The organism is Fulvivirga marina (assembly GCF_016775155.1).
GTDB classification, from domain to species: Bacteria; Bacteroidota; Bacteroidia; order Cytophagales; family Cyclobacteriaceae; genus Fulvivirga; species Fulvivirga marina.
Genome location: NZ_JAEUGD010000066.1, coordinates 389,949 through 407,165, shown reverse-complemented (window position 1 = coordinate 407,165; position 17,217 = coordinate 389,949). Strand labels below are relative to the sequence as shown.

Below are 17,217 nucleotides of genomic sequence, written 5' to 3'. Positions count from 1 at the left end.
ATTTTTATTTAAAAATTTAACAAAAATAGGGTTGACGTAAAATTGGCAGGGAAAATGAAGTTGAAATACTTGAATTTAGGCGTGTCTAAAAATCGAATTTTCAGCCAATTGAGTGGAAAATCAGGTGTTGTCACCCATTTTGTAGGTGGAATTGTCGAAAAAACACCTTAATATTTTACTTTGCTTTGTTGTTATTAACTATCTGATAAATAATGATTTATTGTATTATATTGCAAATGATTTCTAGTAGCTTTTTCTCCTCTGAAACCCATAATATTTCGTCTTTTGGGGAGGTTGTGTAAAACTTGGTAGTCTTCATTTTTTGAAGTGTACTTTCAACGTCAAAGTTGTCGATGTTGACTGTGATTGAAGCGTTGTAGTGGCTGCATAGTTCCGTCCATGGGTGGTGATCCTGAAGTAGTATCGGAAGTTGGTTGCCGAGGTACTCAAAAAGCTTGGTCGGCATAGTGTTCATAGTGCTCTTGTTCCAGGGGTAATAGATGACTCCGAAGTCAGCCTCATGGATGGCTTTAAGTACCTCGATATGGGGGACTAGTTTTGTGCCCCCCTCAAGCTTTATGAAGTCAGTGTTTTCGATCGCTTTTTTTAGTCGATTGAGTGTTGCGGGGATGGAGCAATACCCTATGATTTTTAACTGTATTTTAGGTTCTGTTTTATGTAGTTTTTTAACAAGTTCTATACACTCAAAAACACCTGTACTTTGAGCTATGGTTCCGGTGAAGATCAGGTTGATTTTTGTGGTATTTTTATCGTCATTTTTGTGGTCTTTTTTTTGTGTTACATCGAGGCCGACAGGTTGGTATTTGTTCTCAATTATTGTGCTCTTCCCGCGTGAAAAACTGAACTCATTTTCGTACTGCCTTTCGGCCAAAAAGTAGTGATCAAAAAACAGTCGGCTAAGGTACTCTTTGCTTCTGACATAGCCTGCTATGAGGGGTCTGAGAAGGAGGGGGAAACTGTTGGTGAAAAGGATGTTTCTGAAGTAGTTTTCTCTGATGTCGTAGATGATGCGTGTACCAAATAATATTTTGTATGCGATGGTAACAATTAGCAATTCATGGGTGTTGATGATGATGAGTTCAGGCTTTAATTGAAGGTATTTTTTGAAGCATTTCAAGGGGGCGACCAGTCTCGAAATGTTAAGTCTTTTGAAATTGAAGAGAGGGTGAAATATTATGTTCTTTGCTTCAGGAAGTTTTTTTGCATAAAACCCTATGATATTAATCTCATATTTATTTGTTTGGCCCAACGAAAGCCCAAGCTTCTCATACATTCTGGTATCATCGATTGGTTTCAGTATCGATGCTATGACGAGTTTGTGTTTTTTCATTAACAGTAATAATAAAAGATTAATCAATAATAGCTGATGGATTTAAAAGAAATTGTAGAAAATGCATGGGAGAACCGCTCCTTACTAAAAGAAAAAGATGTTCAAATTGCTGTAAAAACAATAGTTGGTGATCTTGATCTGGGAGTAAGAAGAGTGGCTGAACCAAATGGCAAAGATTGGTTAGTCAATGAGTGGATCAAGAAGGCGGTAATACTCTATTTTCCACTGATGAAAATGCAAACCATCGAAGTAGGACCTTTCGAATTTCACGACAAAATCAAGCTCAAAAATAACTATGAAAAATTAGGTGTAAGGGTTGTGCCTCATGCTATTGCCAGGTATGGGTCTTTCGTCAATAAAGGGGTGGTGATGATGCCGTCGTATGTGAACATTGGTGCCTATGTAGATGAGGGTACTATGGTTGATACCTGGGCTACTGTGGGAAGCTGCGCCCAAATAGGGAAGAATGTTCACCTGAGTGGAGGTGTAGGTATTGGTGGTGTGCTGGAGCCGGTTCAGGCGGCGCCGGTAATCATTGAGGACAATGCATTCATCGGTTCCCGTTGCATTATAGTTGAAGGAGTTAGAATAGGTAAGGAAGCAGTGCTTGGTGCCAACGTGGTGCTAACAGCCAGCTCTAAAATTATAGATGTGACCGGGGATGAGCCCGTAGAAACAAAAGGATACGTTCCGGAACGATCAGTAGTCATTCCGGGTTCATATACGAAGAAGTTCCCTGCTGGTGAGTACCAAGTGCCATGCGCCCTGATCATAGGTAAGCGTAAAGAGAGTACAGACAAGAAGACATCTCTTAATCAGGCATTGAGAGATAACGATGTGGCGGTGTAATTACTTGATTTGGCATTTGCTTTGTAGTGGTAACTGGTATAAAGTAAATAATGGGGTACCGAAAGGTGCCTCTATTAAAAATAGTTACGAACATGAAAAACTTTGTTTCTCTATTTTTTATCACAATCATTCTAAGCTCTTTCACCTCAGGTGATGAAAAGGTCTACGAGGAGATACCTCATGAGAGCTTTCAGAAAGGTGAAGTGCTTGATTACAAGGTGTCCTTTGGGATTTTTAATATAGGTAGTGCCAAAATGCTCATTCGTGATAATTACTACCGCGTTAATCATAGGGACTGCTATAAGGTGGATATCTATGGCAAGACCACGGGTATGGTTGACTGGGTGGCGAAAGTAGATGATCATTGGGGTGCATATGTTGATACGGCAGCATTGGTGCCGCATATCTCTTACCGCATTATCAAAGAGGGCAAGTACCGGAAAAATGAAATTGTACGCTTTGATCATCGTACGAATCTAATTGAAGCGAAGGTTAAGGATAAGAAGACCGGTGAATACAAAGAGCCAAATTATTATGCTGCTCCTGAGAATATCCGGGATATGTTGGCTGGGTATCTCTACCTGCGTACTATAAATTTTTCCAAAATGGATGAAGGAGACATATTCACCATGAAAGGCTTCTTTGAAGATACCTTCTATGAGTTGGATGTAAAATACAGAGGTAAAGAGGTTGTTAAAACCAAAGCGGGAAAATTCAATGCCATTAAGCTGGAACCGATCATGCCTGAAAATAAGCTTTTTGATGGGGAGGATTCCATACTAGCCTGGATATCTGATGATAAGAATAAAATACCTTTAAAGGTAGAAGCCAAAATGTTTATAGGTAGTACCGGGGTAGAACTTTCCGGGTACAAAAACCTCAGAAATGAGGTAAGTATACTCCGTTAATATTTTCTAAGGAAATAATAATGTTGTAGATTGCCTTCTTACGACCGAAACCTATGAAGCGTTATTTACTGATCGTTGGCTTATGTCTATTTGGCTTTAGATATAGCGCGTCGTTAGCGCAAAGTGAAACCATTCGTTTTAAATCTATAGATGGTATAGAGATGGCTGCAGACCTTTATTTCAGCCATCCTAAAACAGCCCCCTTTATAGTACTTTTTCATCAGGCCAATTGGAGTCGCGGTGAATATGCAGAGATTGCTCCAAGATTAAATAGCATGGGGTATAACTGCATGGCTGTAGATCTTCGTTCCGGGAATAGCATTAATGATGTCTCCAACATTACGAAGCAGAATGCATTGAAGGCAATGAAAGCCACCCGATACGTCGACGCTCTTCCTGACATGATGGCTGCTGTGGATTATGCAAAGAAGAATTATGCTCATGGTAAACTTATTGTCTGGGGAAGTTCTTACTCTGCTGCACTTGCTCTGAAATTAAGTGGCGATCATCAGGAGAAAATTGACGCGGTGTTGGCTTTTTCTCCAGGGGAATACTTCACCTCTCAGGGTAAGCCAAGAAACTTCATTTCCTCTAGCGCGGTGAACATTACTCAGCCAGCCTTTATAACTTCAGCTCGAGATGAGAAGAGCAACTGGTGGGGTATATATGTTGCTATACCATCTGGCAAAAAATCTTACTTCTTACCTCAAACTACTGGAAACCACGGCTCAAGAGCGCTTTGGAGTAAATACCCTGATGCAGATGACTACTGGAAGGCTGTAAATGATTTTTTAGGGTCTATTTAACAGATTATTATTAACTTTGTGCTTATAAGTGGCGATCAGATCTGGTCAGCCACTATTTTTTTATTTAAAACCTTTATTGAACTATGCGGAATGTATTCATAGTGTTTTTTTTATTCTTGTTGGCTATTAGTGCATGTAAAGATGAACGCTCGGATATTGGAGATCAGTATTTTAAGAATGGGCAGTTTAAAGAAGCTGTTGCGGCCTACACTGAATATTTGACTTTGGAGCCAACCCATATCAAATCACTTTACAACAGAGGCCGTGCTTATGAGGAGTTGGGGCAGCATGACAAAGCACTGGCAGATTTTCATAAGATTATCAAAGAAGACCCACTTAACGTAAATGCTTATCTGAGTATAACGAGTGATTATTACTACAGACAACAGGATTACGAGAACACCATTTTTTATGCTGAAAAGATTTTGAAATTGAATGAGAATAGTCCTGTGGCTCATACCCTAAAGGGGAAAGCACATCAGAAGTTAGGTAAACTTGATGAGGCAATGGCGGCTTATAATGCGGCAATTAGTGTGAATAAAGAATATGCAGATGCCTACTTGTCAAGAGCTCTGCTAAGAATTCATTTAAAGCAGACCAGTAGGGCATGTACTGACCTGACGATGGCCAAGTCATTAGGTGCTAGCAATGCCGCTGAGGTTATTAAAAAGTATTGTAAATAGTATTGTTATTGTTTTTACTACAGTGTGTTGTGGTGTATGCCGGCTCTCATTTCCTCTATTGAAGGTTGAGAGCCGGCATTTTTTTATTTTGCAAAGCGGTCAGCTACGATCAGGTCTTTAGTGCCATGACCCCAGCTATAAAACCCACTTCCTGATTTAACTCCTTTATGGCCAGCTTCCACCATATTTACCAGTAGTGGACAAGGTGCGTATTTCGGGTTACCGAAACCTTCATAAAGAACGTTAAGAATTGAAAGGCATACATCCAGGCCTATAAAGTCTGCTAACTGAAGAGGCCCCATAGGGTGCGCCATGCCTAGTTTCATTACCGTGTCGATTTCTTCCACACCGGCAACCCCCTCGTACAAGGACTCAATAGCTTCATTGATCATTGGCATCAAAATACGGTTGGCAATGAAGCCGGGATAGTCATTTACCTCAACAGGTACTTTGCCAAGGTTCTTCGAAAGCTCCATGATTGTAGATGTTACCTCATCAGTTGTATTGTACCCTCTGATCACTTCCACAAGTTTCATTACAGGTACTGGGTTCATGAAGTGCATGCCTATAACCTTTTCTGATCTTTCGGTTACAGCTGCAATTTTTGTAATAGAAATCGAAGAGGTATTGGTAGCCAGAATAGTTTCAGGTCCACATATCTTATCCAGGTTCTGGAATATTTTAAGTTTAAGATCAATATTTTCAGTTGCGGCTTCCACTACGAGGTCAACATTCTTCACCCCCTCTTCAGTGGAAGTGAATGTGGTGATGTTAGCAAGCGTATTTTTCTTGTCGTCCTCAGAGATAGCTTCTTTTTTGATCTGTCTGTCGAGGTTTTTTTCAATCGTAGCGAGCGCTTTTTTTAATGCATCCTCAGAGATATCAACCAGAGATACGTTGTATCCGTTTTGAGCGAATACGTGAGCGATACCATTTCCCATGGTTCCCGATCCGATTACAGCTATATTTTTCATGAATTACTGTGTTTTTGGTTAAAGTTTTGGCCGAGCAAAGATAGTAAGTTTTGGGAGGGATAGTATGATTGTAAACGTTTTCGTAAGCAATCAATACTTATCAGGTTGAAATCTTGTTATGATGTTTATAGGGTTTAAGAAATTCATCTTAAGACGTGATGTAGTGCAACTTGCTTAGGGACTGCTAAGAGGTAATTATGGAATAGGTCTACAAGCCAGGAGTAGCTATTAATGGAGATAGTGATGCGGTTAGAAAAAAGAATACAGAGGGCATGATAAAAGCATGTCTGTTGCTGCCTCTTTTTGTGTAGCTTTGCAGTTATGGAAATAGGTAACTATTACGAACTCGAAGTTGGCAAGGAAGTAGACTTTGGGGTTTATCTGAATTCAGAACTAGGGGAAATCCTTTTGCCGTTAAAATATGTTCCGGAAGGGACGGAAGTGGGGGATATCCTTAGGGTATTCATTCACAAAGACTCTGAAGACAGACTTTTGGCTACCACATTGGAGCCTAAAGGTAAAGTAGGGGACTTTGTTTCGCTTACCACTAAAGACCTTACACCTCATGGAGCTTTTATGGATTGGGGATTGGAGAAGGATCTTTTTGTACCCAATAGAGAGCAGCACACCCCATTTCAAATTGGGCGCAACTACATTGTAAGAGTTTGTCTTGATTATAAATCTGATCGGCTTATAGGAGTAAGTAAGATCAATACCTTTTTGAGCAATGCGAATCTTGAAGAACTTAAAGAAGGTGATCAGGTTCAATTGCTGATTTATGCGGAGACAGAGGCAGGGTATTCAGCTGTCATTAACAATAAGCATAAGGGTCTTATCTATCGCAATGAAGTTTTTGAGCCTATCAATGTTGGTGATGAGAAAACAGGTTTTATAAAGAAGATTAGGGAAGATTTGAAAATAGATCTTTCGTTAAATTCGATCGGGGTAGATGCAATTGATAAAAATAGAGAGGTGGTCTTGGAAAATCTACGTGAGCATGGTGGTTTTTTACCCTACCATGATAAGTCTGAACCTGAAGCTATAACCAAACAGTTTAATATGAGTAAAAAGGCTTTTAAAAAAGCTATTGGAGGTCTTTACAAAGATCAGGTTATCAATATTGAATCAGACGGCATCCGGTTAAAATGAGGGCTGTTGTTTGGATTCTGAGCATTTGCACTGTTATATTCTGGCTAACTTATCTTAGCAAGGATAGCATTCGGAGATACTTTTTTGCTAACCATGTTTTACTTAATGTCAGAGGAGAGGCTGACCCTGCATGGGTTCATATTGATTGGACATCTGATGCTGCCGGAGATACGATTACCATTTTTGAGAAGGGGCGTGAACTTGACGTCCTCTATGAAGCCAGAGGGAGCAATACATTCATGGTCTACTATAAAGGAAAAAGCATAGGCATCTTAGAGCATTTTAAATCAAATGCCTTTAATCCTCATACTTATATTTTCGAACTGCTGCTGCAGCAAGACTCGGTATATCTGGATCTGACAGTGTCAGGGCCTGATGCTACTCAATAACTCTTGGGCGAAGGTGTGGAGGTACTTTTGATGAACTTCTGCTATTTACCTCAAGCTTAAGTATATCGGTAGGCTTTTGGCAAACCACAGCCCTGTTATTAAATACTGCTATTGGAGCTTTGAGTAAATGAGGGTTGTTCATGAGTACTTCTAACCATCCGGTCATAGTAAAAGTATTTCCTCTTACTTTGGCCTGGTACTCAGGGTTAGATTTGTCGAGCAGATCTTTTGGCTTGCAATCTAACATATTAAGAATCTCCTTCCACAGTGTAGTTGTAAAGCGTACATTATGTAAGTCGACTTCATTGACGTGATTGCTTACTGATCGTGCATAGGCGCGTGTTTGCTTGCCTGTACTTGAACTTGGGTCATGATAAATCAAGAGAAGTTCATTGGGGTGAAATTGTATACTGCTCATATAAATCAAAATTAGGTATGTTATAATTTACAAAAAAAAGGGGAGAAAATAAAGCCCCTTTCTTCTCATAACAGTTTACAGGCAGTAAGGATTCGAATGGTATTGTTTTTTATTCTATAAAAATCATAAACTTTTGATTTTTAGATGATTATATGGTTTTTTTCATTCGGAAGGTTAATCATTATATATTAATACTTCTTTTGCTAAACCAGTGGCATTGAAGCGTATATTGAGGTATATATGTTCAGCTTCTTCATTGCTTGATTCACATTCGGTCGCATTAGCTATTTCGTATATATAGAATTTTTGGTTCCGCTTATATAGCTCATTTTTGTCAGGTTTACCTAAAACCTGAACTATTTCATCCTCAGTCAGGCCTTTGATGTGTTCTTTGCATTGTTTAAGGTTATTCATCATTTGCAATCGCCTACCTAAACAGCCATTGTGATCGCTTTGCCATTTGCTTTCATCAAAGTTGGGAAGATCAACGGGCTTATTGCACGAATAAAGGCCAGCCATTATAATCAGGAAAATACAATACTTTAATTTCAAGATTCTTTTAGGGTAACTAAAGGTTGATTCTTATTTACAGAAAAATTGAGCAAAATCATCCAGCTCATAGATACGACAAAGTAAGCAATAGAAACTATGATAAACCAGTGGTTCAGGTTTAAATAATATGACAAGGCAATAACACCAGCTGATAGTGCCAATATTCTTGCCTTTTCAAGTAACCATACCCAATTTTTCATTTCAAATAATGCCCCGCAATTCATGATAGTGGCTATGATAGCAACAACAAAAGCGATCTTCTCCCAAGATGAGAAATTAGCCTGCTGAAATAGAAAGAATGCGGTTGCTCCTAAAGCTATTAAGTACTGGAAAAGTACGTAGAGGTTAAGAGGGGTAGGGGTAAGTGTATTGAATTTTTTATAATGTGCTTTATCTATCTCAGGCGCGGGTTGATATCCACCCATATATTCGGGGAACCATCCGGGTTTGTAGAACATAAACTTTAGTTTGTCTTTCCATTTAGGGATTTTCTTTAAGTAGCCCCACATCCATACATAGTGATCCAGGTTGACCCAGACTGGGTTCCAGCTGTTAATGGGTTTCGTAATACCATAAGTAGGCCTTTCTTCCTCTTTTTGAAAGGTGCCAAACATCTTATCCCAAATAATGAATACTCCTGCGTGGTTTTTGTCAATATACTTAGGGTCTCTGCCATGGTGTACTCTGTGGTGAGAAGGTGTGTTCATAAATTTTTCAATGAACCCCATTTTACCAATGGTCTCGGTGTGTATCCAGAATTGGTATATAGTAACCAAAGCCGAAACAAATACAAAATTTACAGGATCAAAACCGATAACCGCCAGGGGGAGGTTAAATGCAAAGGTCCAAAGAATCTGAAAGCTTCCCTGGCGAAGAGCTACTGAAAAATTATAGTCTTCACTTTGGTGATGTACCACATGTCCACCCCAGAAAAGGTTGATCTCATGGCTCATTCTATGAGCCCAATAATAGCAGAAGTCCACTGCAAAGAATAATATAACAAAGGTTAGCCAGTTAGATGGGATCTCAAATATTGCCAGGTATTCATAAACCATGTAATAAACACCGACTCCAACAATTTTTAAGAATACTCCGGTAAGCTGTTGAGTGATACCACAGCTTATATTTGTTACGGCATCATTTAACCGGTAAATCTTTTTTCTAGAGATTTGTTGAATGATTAATTCTATTCCGATGAGCAAAAAATAAATAGGAATAGAGAGAACTATTGGGTTAATATCCATTGGGGCGATTTTATTAAAAAACTAAACTTAAATAAATTTAGTTTAAATCTCTGTTTTTTAAAACATGGTTTGGTAAAATGATATGGTCTGGCTAACATTAGTTTATAAATTGGATTGTATAAAACGACGAACCCCGGTAAAAATGCTTATCAGACTTCTCACCATTTTATTTTTTTTAATTGTTACAGGAACAAGCCAGCTAAATGCTCAGGAAGCAAAGGAGCAGCCAAATAAAAAGCTGATTATAGGAGTAAAGCAAACACCGCCCTTTATTATCAAGGAGGAAAATGGACAGTACTCCGGCATTAGCATAGCTCTGTGGGAGAATATTGCGAAAGAGTTAAGGCTCGATTTTGAATATAAGGAATATGACCTGAACGGATTGTTGGGTGCTTTGCGGCAAGGTGAAGTTGACGTATGTATTAACCCATTGACAGTAACCAGTCAGCGGGTGGAACAGTTCGACTTTACACAACCATTTTTTATTACCAACCTGGCTATTGCAGTTGATAAAAGTCAACAGAATAAATGGCTGTCATTCTTGTCTAATTTCTTTTCATTAGCATTCCTTAAGGCAGTTTTACTGCTGTTACTGGTATTGTTGAGTTTCGGTGTACTGGTATGGTTCTTTGAGAGGGGCCAAAATAAAGAAGAGTTTGGTCCAGGTATGAAAGGCATATGGAATGGCCTGTGGTGGTCTGCGGTAACCATGACAACTGTAGGGTATGGGGATAAATCGCCAAAGACCATTGGAGGAAGAGTAGTAGCATTAATATGGATGTTTACGGCAATTATTATAATTAGTGGTTTTACAGCAAGTATAGCCTCTTCGCTTACGGTTAATGAACTCGAGTTTGCAGTAAAAGGGCCTAAAGACCTGAAGAAGGTACATACTTTGGCCGTAAGAGCATCTTCAGGGCAGCAATACCTTGAAAACAATAATATAGGTCATGAAGAAACAGATAACTTAAAAATGGCCCTTCAACAATTGGCAGGAGAAAAGGTAAATGCCGTTGTTTACGATGAGCCTATTATGAAGTACACTATAAAGAATTTGGACCTTGGTTCTAAGGTGGCTGTTATCCCCTCTAAATTTGCAACGCAATACTATAGCTTTTCGTTGCCCAAAAATAGTGAGCTAAGAGGGAGGATTAATCCAGTTCTGCTTAGTGAAATAAATGGAAGAGAATGGAGAGTGATTTTGGGTGAGTATGATTTGGAGAAATAAGAAAATTAGCAATTGCTCCCTTCTGTTTTAAATAAAAACATAACTTCGCACAAAAATTTGATTCTATATGACGCGATTAGTTAAAGCTTTCTGGTTTCTTTCATTAATTGTTGGTTTAGCCGTATTGTTATATACTTATGCTGGTTTACCAGAGCAGGTTGCTTATGAAATTGAAACCGGAGGGGGAATGTCATATATGAGTCGCGAAACCTTCTTTTATTTATCTCTGGCCGTGCTGGTAGTGGCCAACTTTTCCTTATATACCGTGTCTAGATCTTTGAGGTACAGAAAGGAGTCATTAAACGCTTTAATGACGAACTGGCAGTTAAGTCTTGCCGGAGTACTTAACTTCTTTTTTATTGTAATTTGGAACTTTATATCATTAGTCAATAGTGGAGAGAACTTTGACTATGATAATTTTGGTTATATGATCTATGTGGCATTGGGGTTGATAGTTATATGGGTAATAGCACTTCCTGTATTGCTGATCCGACACCAGGCATCCTCTTAATGAATTCTGGTTAATTATTATAGACTAAAAATCTAATTATCTGATATTTAGGTACTTCTATGTGAATTCTTACTGGAGATGCCTTGAGAATTCATTTCTTTTTAAATGCTTGAATTAATCTTAAAATTGGTGTTTATTCGCCTGTCGAGTAGTAGACATAATATTAAATTAAATGGCTGTAGAGAATAATTTTGAATATACTGAAGACAGTATTAAGTCCCTTGATTGGAAAGAGCATATCAGGCTCAGACCAGGGATGTATATTGGTAAACTAGGGGATGGATCAGCTCAGGATGATGGTATTTATGTTCTTGTTAAAGAGGTAGTAGATAACTGTATCGATGAGCACATGATGGGATACGGTAGAACTATTGATATAAAAATCACTGATCATAGGGTAGAAGTGAGAGATTATGGTAGAGGGATACCGTTAGGTAAAGTTGTGGATTGTGTATCCAAAATAAATACGGGGGGTAAATATGATTCGGGAGCCTTTCAGAAGTCGGTGGGTCTGAATGGTGTAGGTACCAAAGCTGTAAACGCCCTTTCTAATTATTTTAAGGTGCAGTCATACAGAGACGGACAGACTAAAATGGCCGAGTTCAAGCAGGGCAACGTAGTTAATGATAAGGAAGTAACCAGCTCTAGTGGTAGAAACGGAACTTTAATCGTTTTTGAGCCAGATGAGACTGTGTTTAAGAACTTCCATTTTATACCAGAGTATCTCAACGATCTTATTTGGAACTATGCATTTCTAAATGCCGGCCTTACGATCAACTTCAATGGTAAACGCTTTCACTCTGAGAATGGTCTTAAAGACCTGTTAGAGCGTAAGACAGATGTTGAAAATCTGAGATACCCTATTATACACTTGAGGGGTAATGATATAGAAGTGGCATTGACCCATTGTAATCAGTATGGTGAAGAGTACTATAGCTTTGTTAATGGACAGAATACTACACATGGAGGTACTCACCTGGCTGCTTTAAGAGAAGCTGTGGTTAGAACAATAAGGGATTTTTATAAAAAAGATTTTGACGCAACGGATGTCAGGGCTTCAATAGTCGGAGCTATAGCTGTGAGGGTGCAGGAGCCGGTTTTTGAGTCGCAGACTAAAACGAAGCTGGGATCTCAAAATGTTGGCCCGGATGGACCTACCATGAGAACATTCGTTAATGATTTCCTGAAAACCGAGCTTGATAATTACCTGCATAGAAATTCGGAGGTAGCAGACGCTCTATTGAAAAGAATACTACAATCAGAAAGAGAGAGAAAGGAAATAGCCGGAATTAAAAAACTGGCTAATGATAGGGCAAAGAAAGCTAACCTACACAATAAGAAACTTAGAGATTGCAGGGTTCACTATAATGATAAAAAAGGAGGCAGGGCTGATGAAACTATGATCTTCATTACCGAGGGAGATTCTGCCAGTGGTTCCATTACTAAGTCCAGGGATGTACAGACCCAGGCTGTCTTTAGTTTGAGGGGTAAACCCTTGAATTGCTTTAACCTTACAAAAAAGGTGGTGTATGAAAATGAAGAGTTTAATCTATTGCAGCATGCACTGAATATTGAAGATGGTATTGAAGGCCTGAGATATAGAAAGATAGTTATAGCCACTGATGCCGATGTTGACGGTATGCACATTCGACTATTATTGCTTACGTTCTTCCTTCAATTCTTTCCGGAATTGATCAAACAGGGACATGTTTATATTCTGGATACGCCGCTTTTTAGAGTACGAAATAAGAAAGAAACAGTATACTGTTATTCTGACGAAGAGAGAAAAGAGGCCATTGGAAAATTGGGAGGTAAGCCAGAGATAACCCGGTTTAAAGGACTTGGAGAGATATCACCTGAGGAGTTTGGTAATTTTATTGGTGAAGACATCCGCCTGGACCCCATCATATTAAATAAAGAAACCACTATTGGACAGCTATTGTCATTCTACATGGGTAAAAACACGCCAGAAAGGCAAGGGTTTATTGTTGATAACCTTCGTGTCGAAAAAGACCCGGTAGAAGGACTTGTAGCTTAAATTTATATTAAAGGTCTTCATCTGCAGCAAGCATATGTCGGAAGGTCTTGTTTCTATAAGTATTTTTTAAAATAAAAATGGCAGAGGATAATTTAGACAGCAACAATAACGGATTAGAAGAACATAATGACGAGGACAAAATTCATGATGTTACCCCGGTATCGGGCATGTATCAGAATTGGTTTCTTGAATATGCATCTTATGTAATTCTTGAAAGAGCGGTGCCCGCCATTCAGGATGGGTTTAAACCCGTACAAAGGCGTATAATGCATGCTCTCAAGGAGATGGATGATGGACGTTTCAATAAAGTTGCTAATGTTATAGGTAGTACAATGCAATACCATCCACATGGTGACGCTTCCATTGGTGATGCTATTGTAAATTTGGGTCAGAAGGATCTTCTAATAGAAACCCAGGGTAACTGGGGTGACATACGGACTGGAGATGGCGCTGCTGCACCAAGGTACATCGAAGCTCGTTTGTCAAAGTTTGCTTTGGATGTAGTTTATAATCCTCAAACTACCGAATGGCAACTATCATATGATGGAAGAAAGAAAGAACCCGTCACTTTGCCCGTTAAGTTCCCTTTGCTCCTTGCTCAGGGAGTTGAAGGTATTGCGGTAGGGCTTTCTACCAAGATACTTCCTCATAACTTTTGTGAATTGATTAAGGCCTCTATTGATCTACTAAAGGATAAAAAAGTTAAAATCTACCCAGATTTTCCAACAGGAGGTATGGCCGACTTTTCTGAGTATAATCATGGAGTACGCGGTGGAAAGGTGAAAGTAAGGGCCAAGATAGAGGAATATGATAAGAAAACCCTTGTAATTAAGGATATACCATATGGTACTACCACTACGAGTCTGATTGAGTCCATTATCAAAGCCAATGATAAGGGTAAGATAAAGATTAAGCAGGTAGTGGATAATACAGCTAAGGATGTTGAAATACTGGTCTCTTTAGCTTCCGGGCAGTCTCCTGATATTACCATTGATGCACTGTATGCTTTTACGGATTGTGAAGTTTCCATATCTCCAAATGCTTGTGTAATCATTGATGAAAAGCCTCACTTTATTGGGGTAGAAGAGATCCTCAAGGTGAACACTGACCAAACAGTGGACCTACTTACTCAGGAACTTGAGATTAGAAAACATGAATTAATGGAGAAAATACTCTTTTCTTCATTAGAGAAAATATTTATCGAAAATCGCATTTACCGAGATATTGAAGAGTGTGAAACCTGGGAGGCGGTAATTGATACCATAGATAAAGGTCTAGACCCTTATAAACCTCAATTTTATCGTGAGATTACAGAGGAAGACATAGTTCGACTTACAGAGATCAAAATTAAGCGTATTTCTAAGTTTGACTCCTTTAAAGCTGATGAAATGCTGAGAAAGCTTGAGGAAGAACTTAAAGAAACAGAATATAATCTGGCTCATATTATTGAATATGCCATAGACTATTATGGAAAACTACTTGAAAAGTATGGCAAAGACCGTGAGCGAAAAACTGAGATCAAATCATTTGACTCAATAGATACAACTATTGTAGCTGCAAATAATCAGAAGTTATACGTTAATCGCGAAGATGGTTTTGTGGGCTATGGTATTAAAAAAGATGAGTTTGTAACAGATTGTTCGGACTTGGATGATATCATCGTTATTAGAAAGGATGGTAAGTGCGTGGTTTCCCGGATATCCGAAAAGGTGTTTATGGGGAAAGGTATACTACATGTGGGAGTTTGGAAGAAAGGTGATGAACGTATGACCTACAATTTGGTCTATGTTGATGGAAAAACCGGACGTTCTATGATCAAACGGTTTAACGTCACTGCAGTTACCAGAGATAAGGAATATGATCTCACCAAAGGCAATAAGGGGTCAAAAGTACTTTATTTGAGTGCAAATCCTAATGGAGAGGCAGAGGTTATCAATGTAAAGCTTACCTCGGGTAGTTCAGCCAGAAAGAAGGTCTTTGATTTTGATTTTGCAGATCTGGACATCAAAGGAAGAGGAGCAGGAGGTAATATACTGACTAAGTATCCTGTCAGAAGAATTGAATTAAAATCTGAAGGCGTATCAACGTTGAGTGGCTTGGATATTTGGTACGATGAAGTTGTCGGGAGGTTAAATAAAGATGAGAGAGGTACGCTTATAGGTAATTTTAATGGTGACGATAATATTCTTGTGATCTATAAAGATGGAACCTATGAGTTGACGTCCTATGAGTTGACAAATAGATATGAACCGGGGAAAGTGATGCTTATTGAAAGGTTTGACCCGAAAAAAGTGATCTCGGCTGTTCATTATGACGGTGACAGCAAAAATTACTTTGTTAAGCGATTCAAAATTGAAACGACTTCAGTTAATAAGGCTTTTAGTTTTATTAGCGAATCATCAGGTTCAAAACTCATAGCAGTATCCACCAAAGATAGGCCATTGGTTGAAGTGGAGTATGTTAAAGGGAAGAGCAAAGATAAACTTAAAGAAGAGGTAGCACTTAACGAAGTTATTGAGGTCAAAGGTTGGAAGGCGATAGGTAATAGATTGCATTCTGAGACTATTAAGAAAGTGAAATATATAGGGGGGGAAGATTTTGAAAAGGAAGAAGAGACTCAAAAGGAAGGCGATGTCGTTAATGAAAACAATAGCGAAGAGGTAGGTAAAGTAGAAAAAGCTCCTGAAGGATCTGATGCAGCAAAAAGGAAGAGTGATGGAGACTATGGGATTGGAGATACTATAGAATTGGACTTTTGATAGAAAATGGACAAAACTTCACTTCAGCTTCTTGACTTTTTAGGCAAATATGTGACTGAACATAAGAAAGCGCTGATCGATGAAGTGCTGTCGCGTCGAACAAGGCATCTTACCTTCGTTTTGGAAGATATTTATCAATCACAGAATGCAAGTGCTGTGGTCCGTACTTGTGACTGCTTTGGTATTCAGGATCTTCATATTATAGAAGATAAGCATTCATTCGAACTCAACCCCAGAGTTGTTCATGGTGCGTCTAAATGGATCAATATTTGCAGCTATCAGGATAAAGAAAATAATGCAGCTGTCTGTTTTGATTCACTTCGAGAGAATGGGTATAAAATTATAGCAACCTCTCCGGAGAAAGGGTGTATTTCTTTGCATGATGTTGATATGACAGAGCCGGTAGCTCTGGTTTTTGGTACCGAAATAACGGGAATATCAGAATTTACAAAAAGCGAGGCTGATGAATTAGTGACTATACCGATGTATGGGTTTAGTGAAAGCTTGAATATCTCGGTTAGTGCAGCGATATGTGCCAACATACTTATTGAAAAGCTATTTAGATCAGAAGTAAACTGGGGGCTAACGGAAAACGAAAAGAACGAAATTAAACTCAGTTGGTATAGGGCAATTGTAGGTCGATCGGAAATTCTTGAGAAACAATTTTTAAAATCGGTAAATCATTCATGAAGATTTTTCGTTCAAACTGAGTCATGCGTTTTGTGAAGATCATACTGAAGGTAATAGGGTATTCCATATTTTCGGCACTTATGGTTTTACTTACGGGCAATATATGGGTTTACCTGAGTACAGTTAGCCATGTCTATGAGGATATTGATGATATAGAACCTTCTCAGGTTGCCTTGGTGCTGGGTACCAGCCATCGGTTGATCAACGGAAACCCTAATCCATATTTTTATGAGCGGATGCAAACTGCAGCCAGATTGTATCATACGGGTAAAGTAAAGCATATACTCGTGAGTGGTGATAATGCTACAAGGTATTATAATGAGCCGGAAAAAATGAGAAGAACCCTAGTGAAGTTAGGCGTGCCGTTTGATGATATTACACTAGACTATGCCGGATTCCGTACGCTTGACTCCATCGTGAGATGTAAAAAAATTTTCGGGCAGGAAAACGTCATAATAATCACTCAGCCCTTTCATAGTTATAGAGCCTTATTCATTAGTAATCATTATGATATGAATGCAGTGGTTATGACAACCAAAGAAGTTGAAAAATCATTAAAAGTACAATTTAGAGAATATCTTGCACGAATGCTGGCAGTGTGGGATCTTTACATAATAAATAGAGAACCAAAATTTTTAGGTAAAAAGGAAACCCTTGACATCTGATTT

The 17,217-nt window shown here is 38.8% G+C and carries 17 protein-coding genes; 12 read left to right on the top strand and 5 right to left on the bottom strand.

Going from position 1 to position 17,217, the window contains the following annotated elements; genetic code table 11:
- Positions 1-217: 217 nt before the first annotated feature.
- The gene (locus tag JMN32_RS22625; RefSeq protein WP_202858665.1) at positions 218-1,351 is read right to left on the bottom strand and encodes a glycosyltransferase family protein; all 1,134 of its coding nucleotides are present in this window, start codon (positions 1,349-1,351) and stop codon (positions 218-220) included.
- A gap of 36 nt (positions 1,352-1,387) precedes the next feature.
- Between JMN32_RS22625 and JMN32_RS22620 the strand changes: the two genes are divergently transcribed.
- The 4 genes from JMN32_RS22620 (at position 1,388) to JMN32_RS22605 (ending at position 4,597) form a co-directional block, all read left to right on the top strand.
- Positions 1,388-2,200 carry a 2,3,4,5-tetrahydropyridine-2,6-dicarboxylate N-succinyltransferase gene (locus tag JMN32_RS22620; protein WP_202858664.1) on the top strand — a complete coding sequence of 271 codons (813 nt, stop codon included), beginning with the start codon at positions 1,388-1,390 and terminating at the stop codon, positions 2,198-2,200.
- A gap of 92 nt (positions 2,201-2,292) precedes the next feature.
- Positions 2,293-3,108: a DUF3108 domain-containing protein gene (locus JMN32_RS22615; protein ID WP_238354592.1), complete on the top strand. Its 816-nt coding sequence runs from the start codon at positions 2,293-2,295 to the stop codon at positions 3,106-3,108.
- A gap of 53 nt (positions 3,109-3,161) precedes the next feature.
- On the top strand, positions 3,162-3,914 hold the full coding sequence (locus JMN32_RS22610) for a serine aminopeptidase domain-containing protein (RefSeq protein WP_202858662.1): 753 nt from the start codon (positions 3,162-3,164) through the stop codon (positions 3,912-3,914).
- Positions 3,915-3,997: 83 nt separating this feature from the next.
- Entirely contained in the window at positions 3,998-4,597 is a 600-nt protein-coding gene (locus tag JMN32_RS22605) for a tetratricopeptide repeat protein (protein WP_202858661.1), read from the top strand.
- A gap of 83 nt (positions 4,598-4,680) precedes the next feature.
- On the opposite strand, the gene JMN32_RS22600 is transcribed toward JMN32_RS22605, so the two are convergent.
- Positions 4,681-5,571 (bottom strand): 3-hydroxybutyryl-CoA dehydrogenase, encoded by an 891-nt coding sequence (locus JMN32_RS22600; protein ID WP_202858659.1) that lies wholly within the window; start codon positions 5,569-5,571, stop codon positions 4,681-4,683.
- A gap of 321 nt (positions 5,572-5,892) precedes the next feature.
- On the opposite strand from JMN32_RS22600, the gene JMN32_RS22595 reads away from it, so the two are divergent.
- On the top strand, positions 5,893-6,720 hold the full coding sequence (locus tag JMN32_RS22595) for a CvfB family protein (RefSeq protein WP_202858657.1): 828 nt from the start codon (positions 5,893-5,895) through the stop codon (positions 6,718-6,720).
- Complete coding sequence (locus JMN32_RS22590; RefSeq protein WP_202858656.1) at positions 6,717-7,109, top strand: hypothetical protein; 393 nt, start codon at positions 6,717-6,719, stop codon at positions 7,107-7,109. The genes JMN32_RS22595 and JMN32_RS22590 overlap by 4 nt, the downstream gene beginning before the upstream one ends.
- On the opposite strand, the gene JMN32_RS22585 is transcribed toward JMN32_RS22590, so the two are convergent.
- From JMN32_RS22585 to JMN32_RS22575, 3 genes are all read right to left on the bottom strand, one after another.
- Positions 7,099-7,527, bottom strand: coding sequence for an arsenate reductase family protein (locus tag JMN32_RS22585; protein ID WP_238354591.1), 429 nt, complete (start codon positions 7,525-7,527; stop codon positions 7,099-7,101). The genes JMN32_RS22590 and JMN32_RS22585 overlap by 11 nt on opposite strands.
- Before the next feature lie 174 nt (positions 7,528-7,701).
- Positions 7,702-8,046: a hypothetical protein gene (locus JMN32_RS22580; protein WP_238354590.1), complete on the bottom strand. Its 345-nt coding sequence runs from the start codon at positions 8,044-8,046 to the stop codon at positions 7,702-7,704.
- A gap of 29 nt (positions 8,047-8,075) precedes the next feature.
- Positions 8,076-9,323: a sterol desaturase family protein gene (locus JMN32_RS22575; protein WP_202858653.1), complete on the bottom strand. Its 1,248-nt coding sequence runs from the start codon at positions 9,321-9,323 to the stop codon at positions 8,076-8,078.
- A 142-nt stretch (positions 9,324-9,465) separates the two neighbouring features.
- Here JMN32_RS22575 and JMN32_RS22570 point away from each other — a divergent pair, with 142 nt between their 5' ends.
- The 6 genes from JMN32_RS22570 to JMN32_RS22545 all read left to right on the top strand — a co-directional run bounded on the left by JMN32_RS22570 (position 9,466) and on the right by JMN32_RS22545 (position 17,214).
- Complete coding sequence (locus JMN32_RS22570; RefSeq protein WP_202858652.1) at positions 9,466-10,551, top strand: transporter substrate-binding domain-containing protein; 1,086 nt, start codon at positions 9,466-9,468, stop codon at positions 10,549-10,551.
- A 67-nt stretch (positions 10,552-10,618) separates the two neighbouring features.
- A complete protein-coding gene (locus JMN32_RS22565) occupies positions 10,619-11,062 on the top strand; it encodes a hypothetical protein (RefSeq protein ID WP_202858650.1) in 444 nt (147 codons plus the stop codon).
- A 172-nt stretch (positions 11,063-11,234) separates the two neighbouring features.
- Entirely contained in the window at positions 11,235-13,100 is a 1,866-nt protein-coding gene (locus JMN32_RS22560; RefSeq protein WP_202858649.1) for a DNA topoisomerase IV subunit B, read from the top strand.
- Positions 13,101-13,177: 77 nt separating this feature from the next.
- Positions 13,178-15,859 carry a DNA gyrase/topoisomerase IV subunit A gene (locus JMN32_RS22555; protein WP_202858648.1) on the top strand — a complete coding sequence of 894 codons (2,682 nt, stop codon included), beginning with the start codon at positions 13,178-13,180 and terminating at the stop codon, positions 15,857-15,859.
- Positions 15,860-15,865: 6 nt separating this feature from the next.
- Positions 15,866-16,549, top strand: coding sequence for a TrmH family RNA methyltransferase (locus JMN32_RS22550; protein WP_202858646.1), 684 nt, complete (start codon positions 15,866-15,868; stop codon positions 16,547-16,549).
- Between the two features lie 32 nt (positions 16,550-16,581).
- The gene (locus tag JMN32_RS22545; RefSeq protein WP_317191797.1) at positions 16,582-17,214 is read left to right on the top strand and encodes a SanA/YdcF family protein; all 633 of its coding nucleotides are present in this window, start codon (positions 16,582-16,584) and stop codon (positions 17,212-17,214) included.
- Positions 17,215-17,217: the final 3 nt, after the last annotated feature.

Bases quoted from the DNA above. Each gene is read 5' to 3' on its own strand.
- JMN32_RS22605 (WP_202858661.1), top strand. From the start codon at position 3,998: ATGCGGAATGTATTCATAGTGTTTTTTTTATTCTTGTTGGCTATTAGT.
- JMN32_RS22600 (WP_202858659.1), bottom strand. From the start codon at position 5,571: ATGAAAAATATAGCTGTAATCGGATCGGGAACCATGGGAAATGGTATC.
- JMN32_RS22620 (WP_202858664.1), top strand. From the start codon at position 1,388: ATGGATTTAAAAGAAATTGTAGAAAATGCATGGGAGAACCGCTCCTTA.
- JMN32_RS22580 (WP_238354590.1), bottom strand. From the start codon at position 8,046: ATGGCTGGCCTTTATTCGTGCAATAAGCCCGTTGATCTTCCCAACTTT.
- JMN32_RS22595 (WP_202858657.1), top strand. From the start codon at position 5,893: ATGGAAATAGGTAACTATTACGAACTCGAAGTTGGCAAGGAAGTAGAC.
- JMN32_RS22625 (WP_202858665.1), bottom strand. From the start codon at position 1,351: ATGAAAAAACACAAACTCGTCATAGCATCGATACTGAAACCAATCGAT.
- JMN32_RS22550 (WP_202858646.1), top strand. From the start codon at position 15,866: ATGGACAAAACTTCACTTCAGCTTCTTGACTTTTTAGGCAAATATGTG.
- JMN32_RS22555 (WP_202858648.1), top strand. From the start codon at position 13,178: ATGGCAGAGGATAATTTAGACAGCAACAATAACGGATTAGAAGAACAT.
- JMN32_RS22590 (WP_202858656.1), top strand. From the start codon at position 6,717: ATGAGGGCTGTTGTTTGGATTCTGAGCATTTGCACTGTTATATTCTGG.
- JMN32_RS22570 (WP_202858652.1), top strand. From the start codon at position 9,466: ATGCTTATCAGACTTCTCACCATTTTATTTTTTTTAATTGTTACAGGA.
- JMN32_RS22610 (WP_202858662.1), top strand. From the start codon at position 3,162: ATGAAGCGTTATTTACTGATCGTTGGCTTATGTCTATTTGGCTTTAGA.
- JMN32_RS22585 (WP_238354591.1), bottom strand. From the start codon at position 7,527: ATGAGCAGTATACAATTTCACCCCAATGAACTTCTCTTGATTTATCAT.
- JMN32_RS22575 (WP_202858653.1), bottom strand. From the start codon at position 9,323: ATGGATATTAACCCAATAGTTCTCTCTATTCCTATTTATTTTTTGCTC.
- JMN32_RS22560 (WP_202858649.1), top strand. From the start codon at position 11,235: ATGGCTGTAGAGAATAATTTTGAATATACTGAAGACAGTATTAAGTCC.
- JMN32_RS22615 (WP_238354592.1), top strand. From the start codon at position 2,293: ATGAAAAACTTTGTTTCTCTATTTTTTATCACAATCATTCTAAGCTCT.
- JMN32_RS22565 (WP_202858650.1), top strand. From the start codon at position 10,619: ATGACGCGATTAGTTAAAGCTTTCTGGTTTCTTTCATTAATTGTTGGT.